This is a genomic window from Protofrankia sp. BMG5.30 (assembly GCF_001983005.1).
Classification (GTDB): domain Bacteria; phylum Actinomycetota; class Actinomycetes; order Frankiales; family Frankiaceae; genus Protofrankia; species Protofrankia coriariae.
The window spans coordinates 41,295-56,624 of record NZ_MOME01000044.1 but is presented as its reverse complement, the minus strand read 5'-3'; the positions used below and the strand labels follow the sequence as shown (position 1 = coordinate 56,624).

General features: G+C 68.2%; 19 protein-coding genes. 10 read left to right on the top strand and 9 right to left on the bottom strand.

What is annotated here, in order from left to right:
- Both BL254_RS20590 and BL254_RS20585 read left to right on the top strand, forming a co-directional pair.
- Positions 1 to 480 (top strand): integrase core domain-containing protein (locus BL254_RS20590; RefSeq protein ID WP_217699335.1); only part of this gene is annotated, 480 nt, incomplete at its 5' end.
- A gap of 9 nt (positions 481 to 489) precedes the next feature.
- Positions 490 to 1,254, top strand: a complete 765-nt coding sequence (locus tag BL254_RS20585) for a hypothetical protein (RefSeq protein WP_254858344.1) — start codon at positions 490 to 492, stop codon at positions 1,252 to 1,254.
- A 107-nt stretch (positions 1,255 to 1,361) separates the two neighbouring features.
- Here the strand turns inward: BL254_RS20585 and BL254_RS20580 are convergent, their stop codons facing one another.
- A complete protein-coding gene (locus tag BL254_RS20580; protein WP_175648434.1) occupies positions 1,362 to 1,736 on the bottom strand; it encodes a hypothetical protein in 375 nt (124 codons plus the stop codon).
- Between the two features lie 79 nt (positions 1,737 to 1,815).
- Between BL254_RS20580 and BL254_RS20575 the strand changes: the two genes are divergently transcribed.
- From BL254_RS20575 to BL254_RS28720, 6 genes are all read left to right on the top strand, one after another.
- Complete coding sequence (locus BL254_RS20575) at positions 1,816 to 2,295, top strand: MarR family winged helix-turn-helix transcriptional regulator (protein WP_047224702.1); 480 nt, start codon at positions 1,816 to 1,818, stop codon at positions 2,293 to 2,295.
- Positions 2,296 to 2,655: 360 nt separating this feature from the next.
- The gene (locus BL254_RS20570) at positions 2,656 to 4,311 is read left to right on the top strand and encodes an AMP-binding protein (RefSeq protein ID WP_076844651.1); all 1,656 of its coding nucleotides are present in this window, start codon (positions 2,656 to 2,658) and stop codon (positions 4,309 to 4,311) included.
- Between the two features lie 13 nt (positions 4,312 to 4,324).
- Positions 4,325 to 4,576, top strand: coding sequence for a hypothetical protein (locus BL254_RS26465; RefSeq protein ID WP_139342422.1), 252 nt, complete (start codon positions 4,325 to 4,327; stop codon positions 4,574 to 4,576).
- A gap of 175 nt (positions 4,577 to 4,751) precedes the next feature.
- Positions 4,752 to 5,537, top strand: coding sequence for an enoyl-CoA hydratase/isomerase family protein (locus BL254_RS20565; RefSeq protein WP_013871926.1), 786 nt, complete (start codon positions 4,752 to 4,754; stop codon positions 5,535 to 5,537).
- A gap of 1,043 nt (positions 5,538 to 6,580) precedes the next feature.
- Positions 6,581 to 6,802 (top strand): TM2 domain-containing protein, encoded by a 222-nt coding sequence (locus BL254_RS29630; RefSeq protein ID WP_371391064.1) that lies wholly within the window; start codon positions 6,581 to 6,583, stop codon positions 6,800 to 6,802.
- A gap of 238 nt (positions 6,803 to 7,040) precedes the next feature.
- The gene (locus tag BL254_RS28720; protein ID WP_371391069.1) at positions 7,041 to 7,337 is read left to right on the top strand and encodes a DUF2752 domain-containing protein; all 297 of its coding nucleotides are present in this window, start codon (positions 7,041 to 7,043) and stop codon (positions 7,335 to 7,337) included.
- A gap of 152 nt (positions 7,338 to 7,489) precedes the next feature.
- On the opposite strand, the gene BL254_RS20550 is transcribed toward BL254_RS28720, so the two are convergent.
- Positions 7,490 to 8,239: a questin oxidase family protein gene (locus BL254_RS20550; protein WP_076844638.1), complete on the bottom strand. Its 750-nt coding sequence runs from the start codon at positions 8,237 to 8,239 to the stop codon at positions 7,490 to 7,492.
- A 230-nt stretch (positions 8,240 to 8,469) separates the two neighbouring features.
- Between BL254_RS20550 and BL254_RS20545 the strand changes: the two genes are divergently transcribed.
- Positions 8,470 to 8,922 carry a MarR family winged helix-turn-helix transcriptional regulator gene (locus BL254_RS20545; RefSeq protein ID WP_047224699.1) on the top strand — a complete coding sequence of 151 codons (453 nt, stop codon included), beginning with the start codon at positions 8,470 to 8,472 and terminating at the stop codon, positions 8,920 to 8,922.
- Between the two features lie 168 nt (positions 8,923 to 9,090).
- Here the strand turns inward: BL254_RS20545 and BL254_RS20540 are convergent, their stop codons facing one another.
- The 3 genes from BL254_RS20540 to BL254_RS20530 all read right to left on the bottom strand — a co-directional run bounded on the left by BL254_RS20540 (position 9,091) and on the right by BL254_RS20530 (position 12,499).
- Positions 9,091 to 10,455: an MFS transporter gene (locus tag BL254_RS20540; RefSeq protein WP_076844636.1), complete on the bottom strand. Its 1,365-nt coding sequence runs from the start codon at positions 10,453 to 10,455 to the stop codon at positions 9,091 to 9,093.
- 199 nt (positions 10,456 to 10,654) lie between these two features.
- Complete coding sequence (locus tag BL254_RS20535; RefSeq protein WP_076844634.1) at positions 10,655 to 11,923, bottom strand: ATP-binding protein; 1,269 nt, start codon at positions 11,921 to 11,923, stop codon at positions 10,655 to 10,657.
- 168 nt (positions 11,924 to 12,091) lie between these two features.
- Positions 12,092 to 12,499: a YccF domain-containing protein gene (locus BL254_RS20530; RefSeq protein WP_047224697.1), complete on the bottom strand. Its 408-nt coding sequence runs from the start codon at positions 12,497 to 12,499 to the stop codon at positions 12,092 to 12,094.
- Positions 12,500 to 12,590: 91 nt separating this feature from the next.
- On the opposite strand from BL254_RS20530, the gene BL254_RS20525 reads away from it, so the two are divergent.
- Positions 12,591 to 13,772, top strand: a complete 1,182-nt coding sequence (locus BL254_RS20525) for an epoxide hydrolase family protein (protein ID WP_047224696.1) — start codon at positions 12,591 to 12,593, stop codon at positions 13,770 to 13,772.
- Positions 13,773 to 13,786: 14 nt separating this feature from the next.
- Here BL254_RS20525 and BL254_RS20520 read toward each other — a convergent pair whose 3' ends face one another.
- The 4 genes from BL254_RS20520 to BL254_RS20505 all read right to left on the bottom strand — a co-directional run bounded on the left by BL254_RS20520 (position 13,787) and on the right by BL254_RS20505 (position 15,261).
- Positions 13,787 to 14,062, bottom strand: coding sequence for a type II toxin-antitoxin system RelE/ParE family toxin (locus BL254_RS20520; RefSeq protein ID WP_047224695.1), 276 nt, complete (start codon positions 14,060 to 14,062; stop codon positions 13,787 to 13,789).
- Positions 14,059 to 14,340: a type II toxin-antitoxin system Phd/YefM family antitoxin gene (locus tag BL254_RS20515; protein ID WP_076844632.1), complete on the bottom strand. Its 282-nt coding sequence runs from the start codon at positions 14,338 to 14,340 to the stop codon at positions 14,059 to 14,061. Before BL254_RS20515 ends, BL254_RS20520 begins: the two co-directional genes overlap by 4 nt.
- A gap of 286 nt (positions 14,341 to 14,626) precedes the next feature.
- A complete protein-coding gene (locus tag BL254_RS20510) occupies positions 14,627 to 15,013 on the bottom strand; it encodes a type II toxin-antitoxin system VapC family toxin (RefSeq protein WP_047224693.1) in 387 nt (128 codons plus the stop codon).
- Positions 15,010 to 15,261, bottom strand: coding sequence for a type II toxin-antitoxin system CcdA family antitoxin (locus BL254_RS20505; protein ID WP_235433774.1), 252 nt, complete (start codon positions 15,259 to 15,261; stop codon positions 15,010 to 15,012). Before BL254_RS20505 ends, BL254_RS20510 begins: the two co-directional genes overlap by 4 nt.
- Between the last annotated feature and the right edge of the window lie 69 nt (positions 15,262 to 15,330).

The following is a 15,330-nucleotide window of genomic DNA, read 5'->3' as shown; positions in this document are numbered from 1 at the left end:
ATCCACCGGAACGGAATCCCACCCCGAGCAGTCCACGCGGACCGCGGCGGGGCGATGGTCTCCAAACCTGTGTCCGAACTTCTCGTCGACCTGGGCGTCCACCGGTCTCATTCCCGACCGCGGACCTCGAATGACAATCCCTACTCGGAGGCGCAGTTCAAGACACTCAAGTACACGTTCGATTTTCCGGAAAGGTTCGGGTCGCTGGCGGATGCCCGGGTCTTCTGCGAGGGGTTCTTCACCGCCTACAATCACGACCACCGCCATTCCGGGATYGGGTTCCACACGCCCGCCTCGGTGCACTTCGGTACCGCCAAGCAGCTCCAGGCCCACCGGCAGGCCACCCTCGACCGTGYCCGCGCAGCGCACCCCGAGCGGTTCGCGCGCCGGCCACGGCCACCCCGTCTACCCGAGACCGTGTGGATCAACCAGCCAGTCCCAAGCCAACCGAGTAACGACCAACTGTCTCATTTGACTTGACATCTACCGGTGCGCGGCAAGACGCATGGCTACTTCGACGGGTGGGGAGATGACGGCTGCTTCCACTACACAGGGGAAGGACAAGTCGGTGATCAGCAGATGGTTCAAGGTAACCTAGCCATCCTGCGCCACCAGGAAGATGGACGCGCACTTCGCCTTTTCCGTGCCGCACGAGACGGCGTCCAATACCTTGGGGCGTTCGCGATCRATCCCGATCGTCCGTGGTACACGAGCGAAGCCCCGGAAACCGGCGGCGGGCCGCTTCGCACGGTCATCATATTCCGACTCCGCCCCCAGGGGCCGATGCAGTCGTTCGAGGCACCTCTTCCATCAACCCCCATCATGACCAGCCGTATTACCTCCGTACCAGTAGAGGCATCGAATATCGAACAGTACAGTCTGACCAGCACGAGGGAACTGACCACTGCAGTCCGGCGAGAAGCCGCCCTTGTCCGCTCATACACCGAGCACCTTCGATCTCTTGGCCATGAGGTATGTCGAAAGCAGATCGTGCCTCCCAATGAGCTACGCCCACTCTTCACTGATCTCTACGACRCGACAGCCAGTGAGCTCATTGAAGCCAAAGGTACCGTCACTCGTGAGGCCATCCGCATGGGCATCGGTCAACTCCTCGACTATCGCCGTTTCATCGATCCGCCTCCGCGTCTGGTTCTCCTCGTTCCCTCAAGACCGCGTCCTGATTTGCTGCACCTGTGCGCCGCCGTGGGCGTCACGGCCGTGTGGAAGACCGGCAAAGACTGGCGGCGAACATGACGGTCTTTCCCGGACCGCGTTTTCATGGCCGCGTAGCGACCACCCTTCCGCGCGGACTTGTTCGACCAGGCATCTCGCCTGGCCAGCGGTGGGTGGGGTAGTGGGGCTTATCGTGAGGCTGCTGGTTCGGCGGCGGGCGAGGGATGGTGTGGGGACAGGGCGAAGGCCTGGGCGAGGAGGGCCTGGGAGTGTTGGCGGTCGGCAGGGTTGGCGATGAGGTCCTGGATCATCAGCTCGTCGGCGCCGCTTTCCTTGAGCATCTGCTCCAGCGTGTCGCGGACGTCGTTGGGGCCGCCGGCTATGAAGCGGGGCCATCGGCCGTCCACGATGGTGGTGGGTTCTTCTTTCTGGGCGTCTGTCAGTTCCCGGGCAGCCTCGTCGGCGGACGRCAGCGTCGCGGCGGCGCCGACGCGTCCCAGCCGGGCGTAGAAGCCCTTGGCTGAATTGACCAGGTGTTGGCCTTCGGCAGGCGTGTCACCCACGGTTACGTTGACGGCGAGAATGGCGCGTGGGGAGTCCAGCCCGAAACGATGTCAGGCTGCCGCTTCATAAGATGTGTGGGTGCAGGCGGACGTGACGGACGCGTCGACACTCACGGCCCTGGAGCGGTCCCTGGCCGCGGTGCTGCGGCTGCTCGCCGACCGCGCCATGACGGGTGACATCGCGCGGCGCTCCGGTTACGACCTGCCGCAGGCGTCCTGGTCGCTGTTGGAGCATCTCGACGCCCGCGGTGCGCTGCGGGTGTCCGACATCGCGGCCTGCCACGGCGTCGACATCTCCTCGGTCACGCCCCGTCTCAAGAAGCTGGAACGCGCCGGCCTCATCGCGCGCGGAAGAGTGGCCACCGACGCGCGGGCCTTCCTCATCAGCATTACTCCGGAGGGTGTGCAGGCGCTGGAGAGCGTCCATGCGGCCCGCCGGGAGATCCTTGAGCGCGTCGTCGGCGGCACCGATCCGGCGCGGCTCGCGGCCACCGCCAATGTCCTCTCCTGTATCGCGCTCCGTTTGGCGGACGAGCCCGCGCCGGCCGCGGCGGACTGATCGGCGGCCAGCCGTTTCACCGCGCCGGAAGTCACGAAGCCGAAGAGCTCCCGCGCCGGCGTCTCGGAGCGGGAGCACGGCTCGGAGGAGGCCCCGCCGCGGGCGAGCGATCCTGCCGTTGAGTGACACCGCCGTTGGGCGGCCCTGCCGGAGGGGCTCGTGGGGCTGGGCGCGTGGCCGGGCGAACATGCTTGCCTGAAGCAACTATTTGGTCGAACCATTGAAAACATCGATCTTATGCCACTAAGATCCGGCCATGCTTGCGGCTGGCGTGAGCCACCTGTCGTTCGAGATTTCGGTCCGGCCCGTGCGACCGAAATGAATGTGCGTTCAGGTATCCACGACGAAGCGGAGGTTCTGATGGTCGGTGTGGAGACAGACACGGCTACGCTCACGGTCTACGATCGCTACGACGCTGAGTCGATCAAGAAGTTCCGGGAGAACGGTTGGTGGCAGGATGGCTCGGCCGCCGCCTTACTCGACCGGTGGGCGGACACGACACCGACTCGCCGGTTCGTCTCCGACGGCACCACCGAACTCGACTACGCCACGGTCCGTGAGCGTGCCCGTGGTCTCGCCGCCACGCTCGCGCGCCACGGCGTCCAGCCCGGCGACCGGGTGGCCGTCCAACTGCCGAACTGGGCCGAGTTCGTGGTCTCCTACCTCGCGCTCGCGCGGCTCGGCGCGGTCACAGTACCGATCATGGCAGTGTACCGGCACGCGGAGATCGCCCATGTCCTGCGCAACTCCGGCGCGGTCGCCGCGATCACCACCGGGGCCTTCCGCGGCTTCGACCACGCGGCGATGTTCCGCGCGCTGCAGGCCGAGGCCCCGGCCCTCAGGACCCTCGTGATCGCCCGTGGTGAGGCGGCCCCGGGCGAGCTCACGTTCGCCGAGGCCACCGCCACCGTACCCGGCCCGGACGAGCTGGGCCCGCACCCGGACCCGGACGCCCCGCACGTCATCGTCTACACCTCGGGCACCGAGTCCACGGCGAAGGGCTGCGTGCACACCTGGAACACCCTGGACTTCTCCGGCCGCGGCCTGGCCCACAACGTCTTCCAGCTCACCGCCGAGGACGTCATGTTCATGCCGTCGCCGGTCGCGCACGCCACCGGGCTGGTCGTCGGCGTGCTGGTCCCGCTGGCCGTCGGCGCCGAGACACATCTGCTCGACGTCTGGGAGCCGAACGAGGGCCTGCGCCGCATCGAGAAGTACCGCACCACCGCCACCGCGACCGCGACCCCGTTCGTCCGGATGGCACTGGACGCGGCGCCGGACGCGAAGCGGGACCTGTCGTCGATGCGGTTCTGGCTCTGTGCCGGCGCGCCGATCCCCGAGACGCTGGCCCTGGAGTTCGAGCGGACCTTCACCAACGGTGTGCTGATGCCGCTCTACGGCTGCAGCGAGCTGATGGCGGCGACCTGCTGCCACCCCGGCGACCCGATCGATCGCCGCGCCGGCTCGGACGGTTCCCCCGCGCTCGACGGCATCCGGATCAGGCTCATCGGCCCTGACGGCGAGGTCGGGCCTGGTGAGGAGGGTGAGATCACCTATTCGGGCCCGGGCGCGATCCTCGGCTACTGGCGTGAGCCCGAGCGGACCGCGGCGACGATCGACAGTGGGGGCTGRCACCACACCGGGGACCTCGGCCGATTCGACGCCGACGGCTACCTGCGGGTTACCGGGCGGCTCAAGGACATCATCATCCGCGGTGGTACCAACATCAGCGCCGCCGAGATCGAGGGATACATCCTCGCGCATCCCGATGTCTCCCAGGCTGCCGTCGTCGCCTACCCGGACGAGCGCCTCGGTGAGAAGGCGTGCGCCATCGTCGTCCCGGTCAAGGGAGCGGCACCCACACTGAAGGACATCACGGACTTCCTGCGCTTCGAACGCCGGATCGCCACGCAGAAGCTGCCCGAACGGCTCGTCCTGGTCGACGAGCTCCCGATGACCGCCACCGGCAAGGTCCAGAAGTTCCGGCTTCGCGAGCTGGCCCGGGGCGAGTCCTGAACCGTCCTGAACCATGAAGTTCGCCCTTTCCGACCACCAGCGGGAGGTGCCGGCGTCACGCCTGCTCGGAGCGGAGAGCCAGGGCCTGGCTCAGGTCACGCAGGGCTTCGGCTTCGGCTACCGCCGTGCCCTGCCTGGCCTGCCCTGGCCTGCCCTGTCTGCCCCTGCTCTGTCCGGCGGTCTGCGCGGCAGCCACTCGACGAGATCTGCGGTCCTACACGCGGACCCGGGCGAGTACGGGCATACCTCTGGAGTACGGGCGTAGCGCTGTGGGAACACCAGGGTGTGTCGTTCCCGCGGGCCGGGGCTGAAACCCAGCCGGTCGAGCTCCGGTCACTGTGCCCGCGGACGCTGTAGCCGACGGATCGTGGCCCGCCGCGTACCGCGGATGCCGCGACACGCAAGTGAGAAGTCGATCATTTTCGACGGAGGGTGGAACGATGAGCGGGTCGATCACGCTGCGGATCGCTGACGGGATCGGCCACCTCACGCTCACCCAGCCGGACCGTGGCAACCCGTTCGACCTGGCGTTCTGCACCGAAATGAGTCGTGCTGCCACCGAATGCGACGAGAATGACAAGGTCCGTGCGGTGCTGATCGACGCGCAGGGCCCCTACTTCACGGTCGGCGCGGACCTGAAGACCATGACACGCGACCGCGAGGCCCTGCCCCGCTTCATCAAGGACGCCACGGTCGGCCTGCACTCGGCGATCTCCCGGTTCGCCCGGATGCGGGCCCCGGTCGTCGTCGCCGTACACGCGCTGGCGGTCGGCGGCGGCGTCGCGCTCTCCGCCGCCGCCGACTTCTGCCTGGCCGCCCGCGGCGCACGGTTCTACGCCGCCTACACCGGGATCGGACTGCTCTGCGACGGGGGTGGTTCCACGTTCCTCCCTCGGCGGATCGGCGTCCGCCGCAGCGCCGAGTTCCTCATGCGCAACCAGACCTGGAGCGCCGAGGAAGCCCTTGGACACGGGCTGGTGAGCGAGGTCGTCGACGACGAGGAGCTGGAGAAGGCGGCGTGGTCGCTCGCCACCGAGCTGGCCGCGGGCCCCACCGTGTCGTTCGGTGAGATCAAGAACCTGCTGCTCTCGACGTGGGAGCAGCCCATCGAGGCGCAGATGGAGCTCGAGGCCCGCGCGATGGCCCGCGTCTGCCACAGCGATGACGCCTGGACCGGCGTCACCGAGGTCGCGGCCCACCGCAAGCCGATATTCCAGGGAAGATGAGGAGCCTGCCGGCCGGTATCGGTACGAGGCCGTCCGGTGGAACGGCTTCACGCGGAACAGCCGTCCGAGAACGCCCATCACTAACGGTGTCGACAGAGTTGCCCTGAGCGGCATTGTGAAACCGTCGCGCCGCACGGGCCATGCCGCCCCCCGCGCACCGGGCCGCCGAACGCGACGAGAGCGCGGTGGCGGCCTTCAAGGATCCATGATCACGTTGATATAGTGCCGTACTGCTATTTTGTTGCTTCCGCTGGCGGCTTCGGCTCGGCAGGGGTGCTGTTCGCACGGGGGAGTCAACCTTGCCTGACGAGTATCCGGCGCGAGCCGATGCGGCTGGTTCGATGATCAGACGCTGTTTGTTGGCCTTCCATTGGCCGGGTTGGTCGTCCGGGGTTCCGACGGCGGGCGTCGAGGGCATATACGAGGAACGGTCGCCTGCGGCGGATCCAACTTCCCCTGATTCGGATCGGTGACGCGACGGATGCGGGTGGAAGGCGTCCGGCATCCCGGCTGATCTCGTCGTCGCCGACCGAAATTATTTTGCTCAGTATTTCTGGCAGTGGCACAGGAAATACAAGGGACGGCCTGTCGTGCTGGTTTCAGTGATCCAGCGTCCGGGCCGGCATGTCAAACCCAGTTGTCCGGCGCGGGTAAACGCTGATTCCTTGGGGGAATCGATGACCACACCTGAGAAACCGGACGGTCAGCCGTGGAGTTATCCGGACCAACCCGGCGCGACCGGTCCCGGCTACCCGCAGGACCCCGGCTACCCGCAGGACCCCGGCTACCCGCAGGACCCCGGGTATCCGCCGGGCGCTGGGTATCCGCCGGGCGCTGGGTATCCGCCGGGCGCTGGGTATCCACCGGGTTCTGGTTACCCGCCCGGTCCCGGGTATCCGCCGCCCGGCTACCAGACCGGCCCCGGGTATCCGCCGGGCCCCGGCTATCAGGCTGCTCCCGGGTATCCGCCGGCGCCCGGTTATCCCGTGCCGGGCTACGGACAGGGGCCATACGATCCGGCGGCCCCGTTTGGGCGCCATCCGGTGACCGGAGAGCCATACTCGGACAAGCAGAAGCTGGTTGCCGGACTGCTTCAGATCTTCCTGGGTGGTTTCGGGGCCGGGCGATGGTATCTGGGCGATACCGGTATCGCACTCGCCCAGTTGTTCACCTGCGGTGGTCTCGGAATCTGGGCGCTGATTGATGGGATCATGATTCTCACCGGTAACGTCCGTGACAGTCAGGGCCGTCTGCTCCGTGACTAGTACGGCGGCCACATGTCTGCGTCGGATTTTTCGGAGGCCCGGTGGCCCGGATATCGCCGGGACGGCATCCGGGCCACCGGAATCATCTCCCCTGGGCCCGGTCGGCGCCGGCGTTCACCGCGCGGGGAGCCATGCGATCACGATCAGCGGCCGGCGACGGCTGATACTCGGCGCGTCGGTATGCGTGCTGGGCGTCGGCTATCTTGCCGTTGCCGACCCGCACGATCCCGATGTGCTCATGCCGATATGCCCGACAAAACTTGTCACGGGACTCGACTGCCCGGCGTGCGGAGGTCTTCGTCTGGTTCATGACCTGCTGCACGGCCAGCTGCGGGCCGCGGCTCATGACAACCTCTTCATGCTGCTCTGCAGCCCGGTGCTGGTGTATCTGATCTGGCGGCAGGCGCGCGCGATCGGCCGGGGAGAACATACGCGCGTTCCCGGTTCGCTCGCTTATGGCCTGGCCGGCGCCGCGCTCGTCTGGACGGTTGTGCGCAACCTGCCCGGATGGCCCCTGGCCCCGACATCCACCTGACCGGAGACATTCCAGGCCTCTCAATGTGTCGAACCCATCGCCAGCCTCTGGTCATCGAGCTGAGGGCCACCCCGAGAGCAGGGATGCTGTTGACGCGCGTACACGGATGGATCTGGACATAGATCTGTCCTGAACCGATCCCGTACGTGTATTCATGAGGGTTTTCCGCGGCGGGGGATGCGCTGCTGGACGGCGAGGGCGGCCGCCGGGTAGCGGGGGTCGGGGCGCAGCAGGTGCTCGCGCAGACAGGCGTCGGTGTAGCCGGGCTGGTCCAACAGGCTGCTCAGCCCGTCCCGCAGCAGAGCGGCCGGCGGCGTCGCCGGGTTGATCGGAGCGCGTGGAGCGGCGGCGACGRCCTCCGCGACGGTGCGCTGCCCGCCCAGGCTGGCCTGCCCGGGCAGGGTGGTGAACCGGGCGGCCCAGTAGGCGAGGCCGCGGGCGAGTTCGGTGATCTGCTGGGGGCTGGGGCTGCTGGTCGCCGCGACGCTGCGCACGGCGTGGGCGGTGCGGATCGGCCCGTGGGTCAGCCGGGAGAACAGGCCGGGCAGCAGGCGCGGCCACCATCGGACGAGCACGTCCCGCCACGGGGCGTCGGCCAGCTCGCGGCGGAACAGCGCCTCCCAGTCTCCAACCCAGTCGAAGGCGCCGAGCGCCGGCCGCCAGGAGGATTCCTCGGCCGGGTCGATGGCGAACCGCGGGCCGGGCGGGTCGTTGTGCGCGATGGCGTTGCGGTAGCCCGTCACCCAGGCGGGGATCGCCTCCGGATGGCCGAGCGCCGCCAGCGCCTCGGCGCCCCTCGGACCGTGATTGGCGAGATCCTGTCGTCCCGCCCGCTCGTACCCGAGATCGTCGAGACGGTCGAGCGCGTCGGTGACCGCGTCGCTGTAGGTGATCGATGTCATGCCCTCACATCCCTTCCGGGCAGACAGTTCAGATCAATTTGTGCCAGCGAATATTTTGGATACACAAACTTTACTAGGATTGTAGCGTGCTGTACGACCAGCAGGTGAGCGCGACCGCGCCCGGGCGGGCAGAACCGGCATCATCACCGGCCTCGGCACCGGCACGTCCGACCGAGCCGCCGCCAGGGGGWGCACAGCCGCCAGAAGGCGAGCCGTCGCCAACGGGAGCGGTGTCTCCGACGGAGCAGGATCTCGAGATCCTGCTGTACGTGCCGTTGCTGTCGGCCTACTTCCAGCGCGCCCGCTCGGAGATGCCGCCCGCGCTCCAGGGGATCTTCAGCGAGCATCGGCTCACCGCCCGCCACGGCGCGGTCCTGACCCAGTTGCTGACCGGGCATCAGCTCAGTGTCACCGAACTGGCGGGGCGGCTGGGCGTGACGCTGTCGACCGCCAGTGAGCTCGTCGGCAACCTAAGCGACGCCGGCCTCGTCGACCGTCAGGAGGACCCGGCCAACCGTCGCCGCACCCTGGTCTCCCTCCGCGAGGAGCACCGGCCGGTCGTTCTGTCGTTCATCGCCATCCGCGCGGCACCGCTCCTGCGTGCCATAACCAGCCTCTCCCCCCGCGACCGCGCCGGTTTCGTCGCAGGCCTGGCCGCCTGGAGCCGCGAGGCACAGCCCTGATCCACCGTCGCCAACAGCTCCGGTCCGCACCGCCGGCCGTTTCCCGCGGCCGCGCCACTCGAGATGGCTCCGAAGAAGACGGCCGTCATGGTCGGCGAGAAATATCCGCGGATCGTCAGGGACAGGGTGGCCGGCGGAAGCCGGCCTGAAGCAGCACGATGGTTGTTTCTATGAGGGAAGCGGATCTGCGGACGCCTGTTTGTGGATGTGGGTGGCGGTGGCGGCCTCCGCGTCGGCGATCGCTTTCTGGGCGTCGTATCTGAGCAGGGCCGGGGCGATGGCGGTGGCGACCAGGACTCCGCCGACGCAGACCAGGCCGCCGCTGACGACGGARAAGGCCGGTGACACCAGGGCGGCGGCGCTGCCCGCCTCCAGGTCGCCGATCCGGGGGCCGCCGGCAACGACGACCAGGAACACGCCCTGTAGTCGGCCGCGCATCGCGTCCGGGGTGGCGACGTTGAGGATGGCGGTTCGGAAGATCGCGCTGACCATGTCCGCGGCACCGGCCAGGGCCAGCAGCGGTACACCGACGGCGAGGCTGTGCGTGAGCCCGAACCCGGCGATCGCCCCGCCCCAGACGACGATCGCCACCACCACCGCCCGGCCCTGACGGTTGACCCGGCCAAGCGGACCGGACAGGCCGGCGCCGAGCAGCGCTCCCGCCGCCACCGCCGAGTACAGGACGCTGGCCGTGGTGGCCCCGCCGCCGAACTGGGTCCGGGCCAGTTCGGGGAACAGCGCCCGCGGCATTCCGAAGATCATGGCGATGATGTCTACGACGAACGTCATGAGCACGACCGGCTGCCCGGCGAGGAAGACAAGCCCCTCCCGGACGCTGGCTGTCCCGGCAGGCCGCCCGCCGCCCTGCGGCGGCATCGGTGGGAGCCGGGCCAGCCCGTACAGCGCCGCGGTGAAGGTGGCCAGGTCCAGCGTGTAGGCCAGCACGTAGCCGCCGGCGGCCACGCTCACCCCGGCGATGAGCGGGCCGGCGGTCAGCGCGGTGTTCCAGCCGATCTGCTGGAGGGCGGTGGCCGCGGGCAGTTCTCGCAGCGGCACCAGGTTCGGGATCATCGCCCGCCGTRCCGGCCCGTTGACCGAGACCAGCGCGGACTGCACCGCGATCAGGCCGAACAGCGGCCAGATGGCGCCGGAGCCCGCGCCGGTGGCGTCGACGACGAGCGCGAACAGCAGCAGCCCGGCCGACACCGTGGCCAGCCCGCCGGAGGTGAGCAGGGCGAGGCGCCGCCGGTCGACCGCGTCGGCGATCGCACCGCCGAGCAGCCCACAGGTGATCAGCGGGACCAGCGCGACCAGGCTGGCCAGGCCGACCTGGAAGGACGAGCCGGTGATGTCGTAGACCTGCAGCGGGACGGCGGTGGCGGTGATCTGCGCACCGAGCGCGGAGATCGTGTCGCCGGCCCAGATACGCCGGTAGGCCGGATAGTCCCGCAGCGGGGAGACGTCTGCCAGCAGTTTCCGTGTGACGAAACGTAGCGTGAGCTGAGGTCTGCGGGCCAGCCCACATGCCCTCACCCGGTCTCCTTACTTAGGGTCGCCATTTTTGGTCCGCCGACCGGGCGCGGGCCCTCGGCTGCCGTCGATGACCTGTATACCGTGTCCTGACCCGCGATCCGCTTTCTTGATCATTCCGGATCGATGGATCGGCGCCGGTTTTCGGGGTCGAACCCGGTGTCCAGCACTTCGATCATCCTTTCGGGGCCGTTCACGGTGATCATGGGCCAAACAGTGCCAACGGTACGACGGCAACGCCGTCACGCCTGCGGTAGGCACGCTCGCCCGCGTAGATGACGACGGCATCGATCAGGTCTTTTCCGATCCGGTCGTGAAGCCACCGGAGGTGCCTGGTGTCGGCGTCCTCGACCCGGTCGGCCAGCTTGACCTCGATCCCCACTACTCGGCCGTCCGCATGCTGGACTATCAGATCCACTTCGTGGTCGTTGTTGCGGGTGCGTAGGTGTCCCACGCGAGCCTCGGCGGCCTCGGCGTAGGTGTGGATGCTGAGCGCGGCAAGGTGCTCGAACAGCGCACCGAGGATCGTGCCCGCTGACAGCTCTGTGCTGCCCTGCTCGRCTCGCAGCAGCGCGGCGGTATCGAGTCCGAGCAGTCGTGCGGCCAGAGCGGGGTCGGCCAGTTGGTGCTTGGGGGACTGGCCGAGTCGGTCCAGGTGGTTCCGACTGGGGATCCACGGCGGTATCGCATCGAGCAACCACAATGAGGACAGAGCGTCGCGATAAGCGAGCGTCGTCCCTCTGGCTGGCTTGTTCGCCAGCCCAGCGGTAGCCGCGTCGAGGATCTTCGAGTAGACCGTCGTTGTCGAGGTCGCGGCGGCGTAGGCGGCCAGCCAGGCACGCAGCACCGCCGGCCGGCGGACCGGGTAGCCCTGTTCGGGGAACTCCCGTTGCACGACATTGTCCAGGTACGCGTCCAGCTCCGCCCGACGCACGCGCGAGGGCAGGCCGCGGATGGCGGGAAAGCCCGATGCCGTGATCTCCTCGACGTAGTCCGTCAGGCGGAGCGCGGTGCTCCCGCCGAGATCTCGGTTCCCGTCGAGGAGCGCGGCCAGGCTCATGGTCGGCGTCTCGATACCCCGCTCCGCGATACTCAACGGACGCATCCGCATCGGTACGATCCGTCCGGCGCCCGAGTGGATCACCGCCCCTCGCGGTGCGGAGCTGCCGGCGACGATGAAGTGACCGGGCGGCGAGCCGGCGTCGACCGCACGGCGTACGTGGTCCCACATCTCGGGAAGGCGCTGCCACTCGTCCACCAGCACCGGCCCGGGCAGACGGGTCAGAATCGACGGGTCGGCGGCCACGATCTCACGCTGAGCGGGAAGGCTGAGGTCAATGACCGATGCGGCGCGCCGCATCGCGGTCGCGGTCTTGCCGACCCCCTTCGGCCCATGGATCGACAAGGCGCGAAGATGCGGCTGAAGCTCATCCAACGTGTTGTCGATGATTCGACGCCGATAGTCGATCACGCGACTACTCTACCAATTGCACACCGTCTAGTCTCCCGATCGCACGGCTCCTAGTCTCCCGATCGCAGGGTCGAACCTGGCCCACCTGGCTCGACCCTGCCCGATCCCGTGCTGTCGGGCGTCTGATCGGAGACCTCGCCGAGCCATCGCCAGGAGACAGCGAGATGCTCAGCGGAAGGCGAGGCGGTCGGAGCCGTAGGGGTCGTCGATGCGGACGATCTCCCGGCCCAGCGGCAGCAGCGAGACCGGGATCAGTTTGAAGTTCGCGAGCCCCAGCGGGATACCGATGATCGTCAGGCACAGCAGCAGGCCGGTCGCCAGATGGCCGAGCGCCAGCCACCAGCCCGCGAACACGATCCATATCAGGTTGCCGAGCAGCGACGGCGCGCCCGCGTCACGGCGGTCGATCACTCGGCGGCCAAACGGCCACAGGGCGAAGCTGGCGATACGCAGCGAGGCGATCCCGAACGGGATAGTAATGATCAGAATGAAGCAGATCAGTGCGGCGACGGCGTAACCCAGTGCCATCCAGAACCCACACAGCACCAGCCATATCAGGTTCAATATCAAACGCATACGTCTCATCCTCCTCCTTGAATCCGGGACCGCACGATCGAGTAGCGGACACTTTCGGYACGGGCGGGCCGACGAAGGGACTGGAAATCTCATGGCCGAGGTGACCCCGTACCGTGTCGAGATCCCGGAGGCCGACCTGGACGACCTGCGCGACCGGCTCCGCCGGACCCGCTGGCCCGACCGCGAGACCGTCTCCGACTGGTCCCAGGGCATCCCGTCGGAGTACCTGCGCGACCTGTGCTCCTACTGGGAGCGGGAGTACGACTGGCGGGCGCTCGAACGCAGGCTGAACGCGTTCAACCAGCTGAAGGTGCATGTCGGCGGGCTGGGCGTGCACGTGCTGCACGTGACCTCGCCGCACCCCGGCGCGGTGCCGCTGGTGATGACGCACGGCTGGCCCGGGTCGGTCGTGGAGTTCCTGAACGTCATCGGGCCGCTGACCGACCCGGTCGCGCACGGCGGCTCGGCCGCCGACGCGTTCCACCTCGTCATGCCGTCCCTGCCGGGATACGGGTTCAGCGACAAGCCGACCGGCACCGGCTGGGGGGTGCCGCGGATCGCCGACGCGTGGGCGGAACTGATGACCGCGCTCGGCTACGACCAGTATGCGGTGCAGGGCGGCGACTGGGGTGCGAGGGTGTCGACGGAACTGGCCATCCGCCATCCGGACGCCGTGCTCGGCCTRCACCTGACCCTGCCGCTGGTGGACGTCCGCGCGGCCACGGCCGAGCTGGGGGAACTCGACGAACGGGACACCGCGTCGCTCGCCACGCACCGGCGCTTCCGGTGGGAGGAGGCGGGCTACTCGACCCAGCAGTCCACCCGGCCGCAGACCGTGGGGTACGGCCTGGTGGACTCCCCGGCCGCGCTCGCCGGCTGGATCGTGGAGAAGTTCCACGGCTGGACGGACTGTGACGGCCATCCGGAGAAGATCCTTACTCGGGACCAGTTGCTCGACAACGTGATGATGTACTGGCTACCGGCGGCCGGCGCGTCCGCGGCCCGGTTGTACTGGGAGAGTTTCCGCAGCCGCCCGCAGGGGGTGGTGACCGTACCGACCGGATGTTCGCTCTTTCCGCGGGAGCTGTTCCGGCTGTCCCGCAGCCTGGTCGAGACCCGTTTCCGGGACCTTCGCTACTGGAGCGAGCCGGACCGCGGCGGCCACTTCGCAGCCTTCGAACAACCAGCCCTCTTCGTCGACGAACTCCGCGCCTTCTTCCGCCTGCTACCGCCGCGGGTGGCTTGTGACGATGTACCTGGCGGGCCGCGGTGAGCGCTGGCCAACGTTCAGGTGTGGTAAGCGTCCCTGCGATGGCGGATCGCGGTGACCTCGACGACATGCTTGGTGTCGTCGATGAGGTAGATGACCCGATAGGGCCCGCGTCGTGCCGACCGCAGTGGCGCGAGCGGCGGGTCGAGGGGTTTGCCGACCCGGTGCGGGGCGTCGAGCAGAGGTCCGGTGACGAACTTGTGGGCGGCGGTCGCGACCTTTTCGGGCAGCGTTTCGGCGATGGCGCGGGCGGCGCCCCGGGCGATTCGTAGCCGGTATCGGCCTGCCGTCACCCGCCGCGACCGTGGCGGCGAAGGTAGCCGGCCAGTTCGTCCTCGTTGAGGACGTCACCGGTGTGGAGCTGAGCAAGCCCTTCCGTGACGGCCTGCATGAGCTCGCCGTCGGCGAGGACCGCGATGGTCTCCCGCATCGCCTCGTAGTCGTCGGTGGCGACCAGTACCGCCGCTGGGCGTCCGTTACGGGTGATMTCGAAACGCTCGTGGGTGGTCTGCGCAGCAGCGACAAGCTCGGACAGCCGAGCGCGGGCCTCGGCAAGGGGAAGCGTTGTCATGTACAGAATTCTGGCTCATCTGGGAGTACCTGACTGGGTGAACCATGTCAGCCGCCTGTGGTCCGGCCGGATGGCGGGAAGCCCTTATGGGTGACGAGCCGGTGATATAAGACTTGTCTCTATGGGTCGGGGGGAACCTGATGATGAAACCTCACGACGTGACCAGATCATTAACGGATCATGAAAGCGAGGGGTAAGCGGTCGTTACGGCAGCCACTGGTGTATGCATTCCTGTGATCCGCAATGAGCGTGTGGGTGGTTGGGGGATGGTGCGGGGGTGCGAGGCTCACATGCTCGCGATGGTGACTGGTCGGGTTGCGTGAGCGGTGAGGGCGGTCAGATCCCTGGGGTCGCTGGTAAGGACAAGAGGCTCACGGCAGGTGGCGGCGAACGCTGCCACGATCGCGTCGGTGGCGGTGATGGTTCCAGCGCGTCCGGTCGCGGTGCGTAGTTTCGCTCCTTCGCGGGCAAGGGGGGCGGTGACGTCACGGATCTGGCAGGTGCGCAGTAGCCGGTTGGTGTGGAAGTCACGCCGATGGTCGCCGGTGAGGGCTTCCGCCAGCACGACGGCGGGAAGCTGCGCTGGCCAGCACCCGCGCTGTCGCAGTTCCGCCAGTCGGGCGCGTTGCCCCGCCAGGACGGACAGGCCACCGGCGTCCAGGATCAGGGTCATGCCGTGCGTGCTGTCGGGGCGGCAGGCAGGATCCGATCGGCCCACTCGCGGGCCGCGGCGGCCTCGTGAGCTGGAACGGGGCCGAGCTCGGCGTCCAGTTCGCTGAGGTAGGCGTCCAGCTCGGCGATCTTGGCGCGTCGGTCGAGTTCCTCGGCCAGCGCCGCCGAGGCGAGGCGGGAGATGTTCAGGCCGGCGGCCCGGGCGGACTCCATCAGCTCATCGGAGACGGTGATGTTCACTCTTGCCATGCGCATAATATACACACTCAGCATGAGGTGCTGAGTGGTTGCCCTGTGGTCCGTCCTGACAATCGGCCA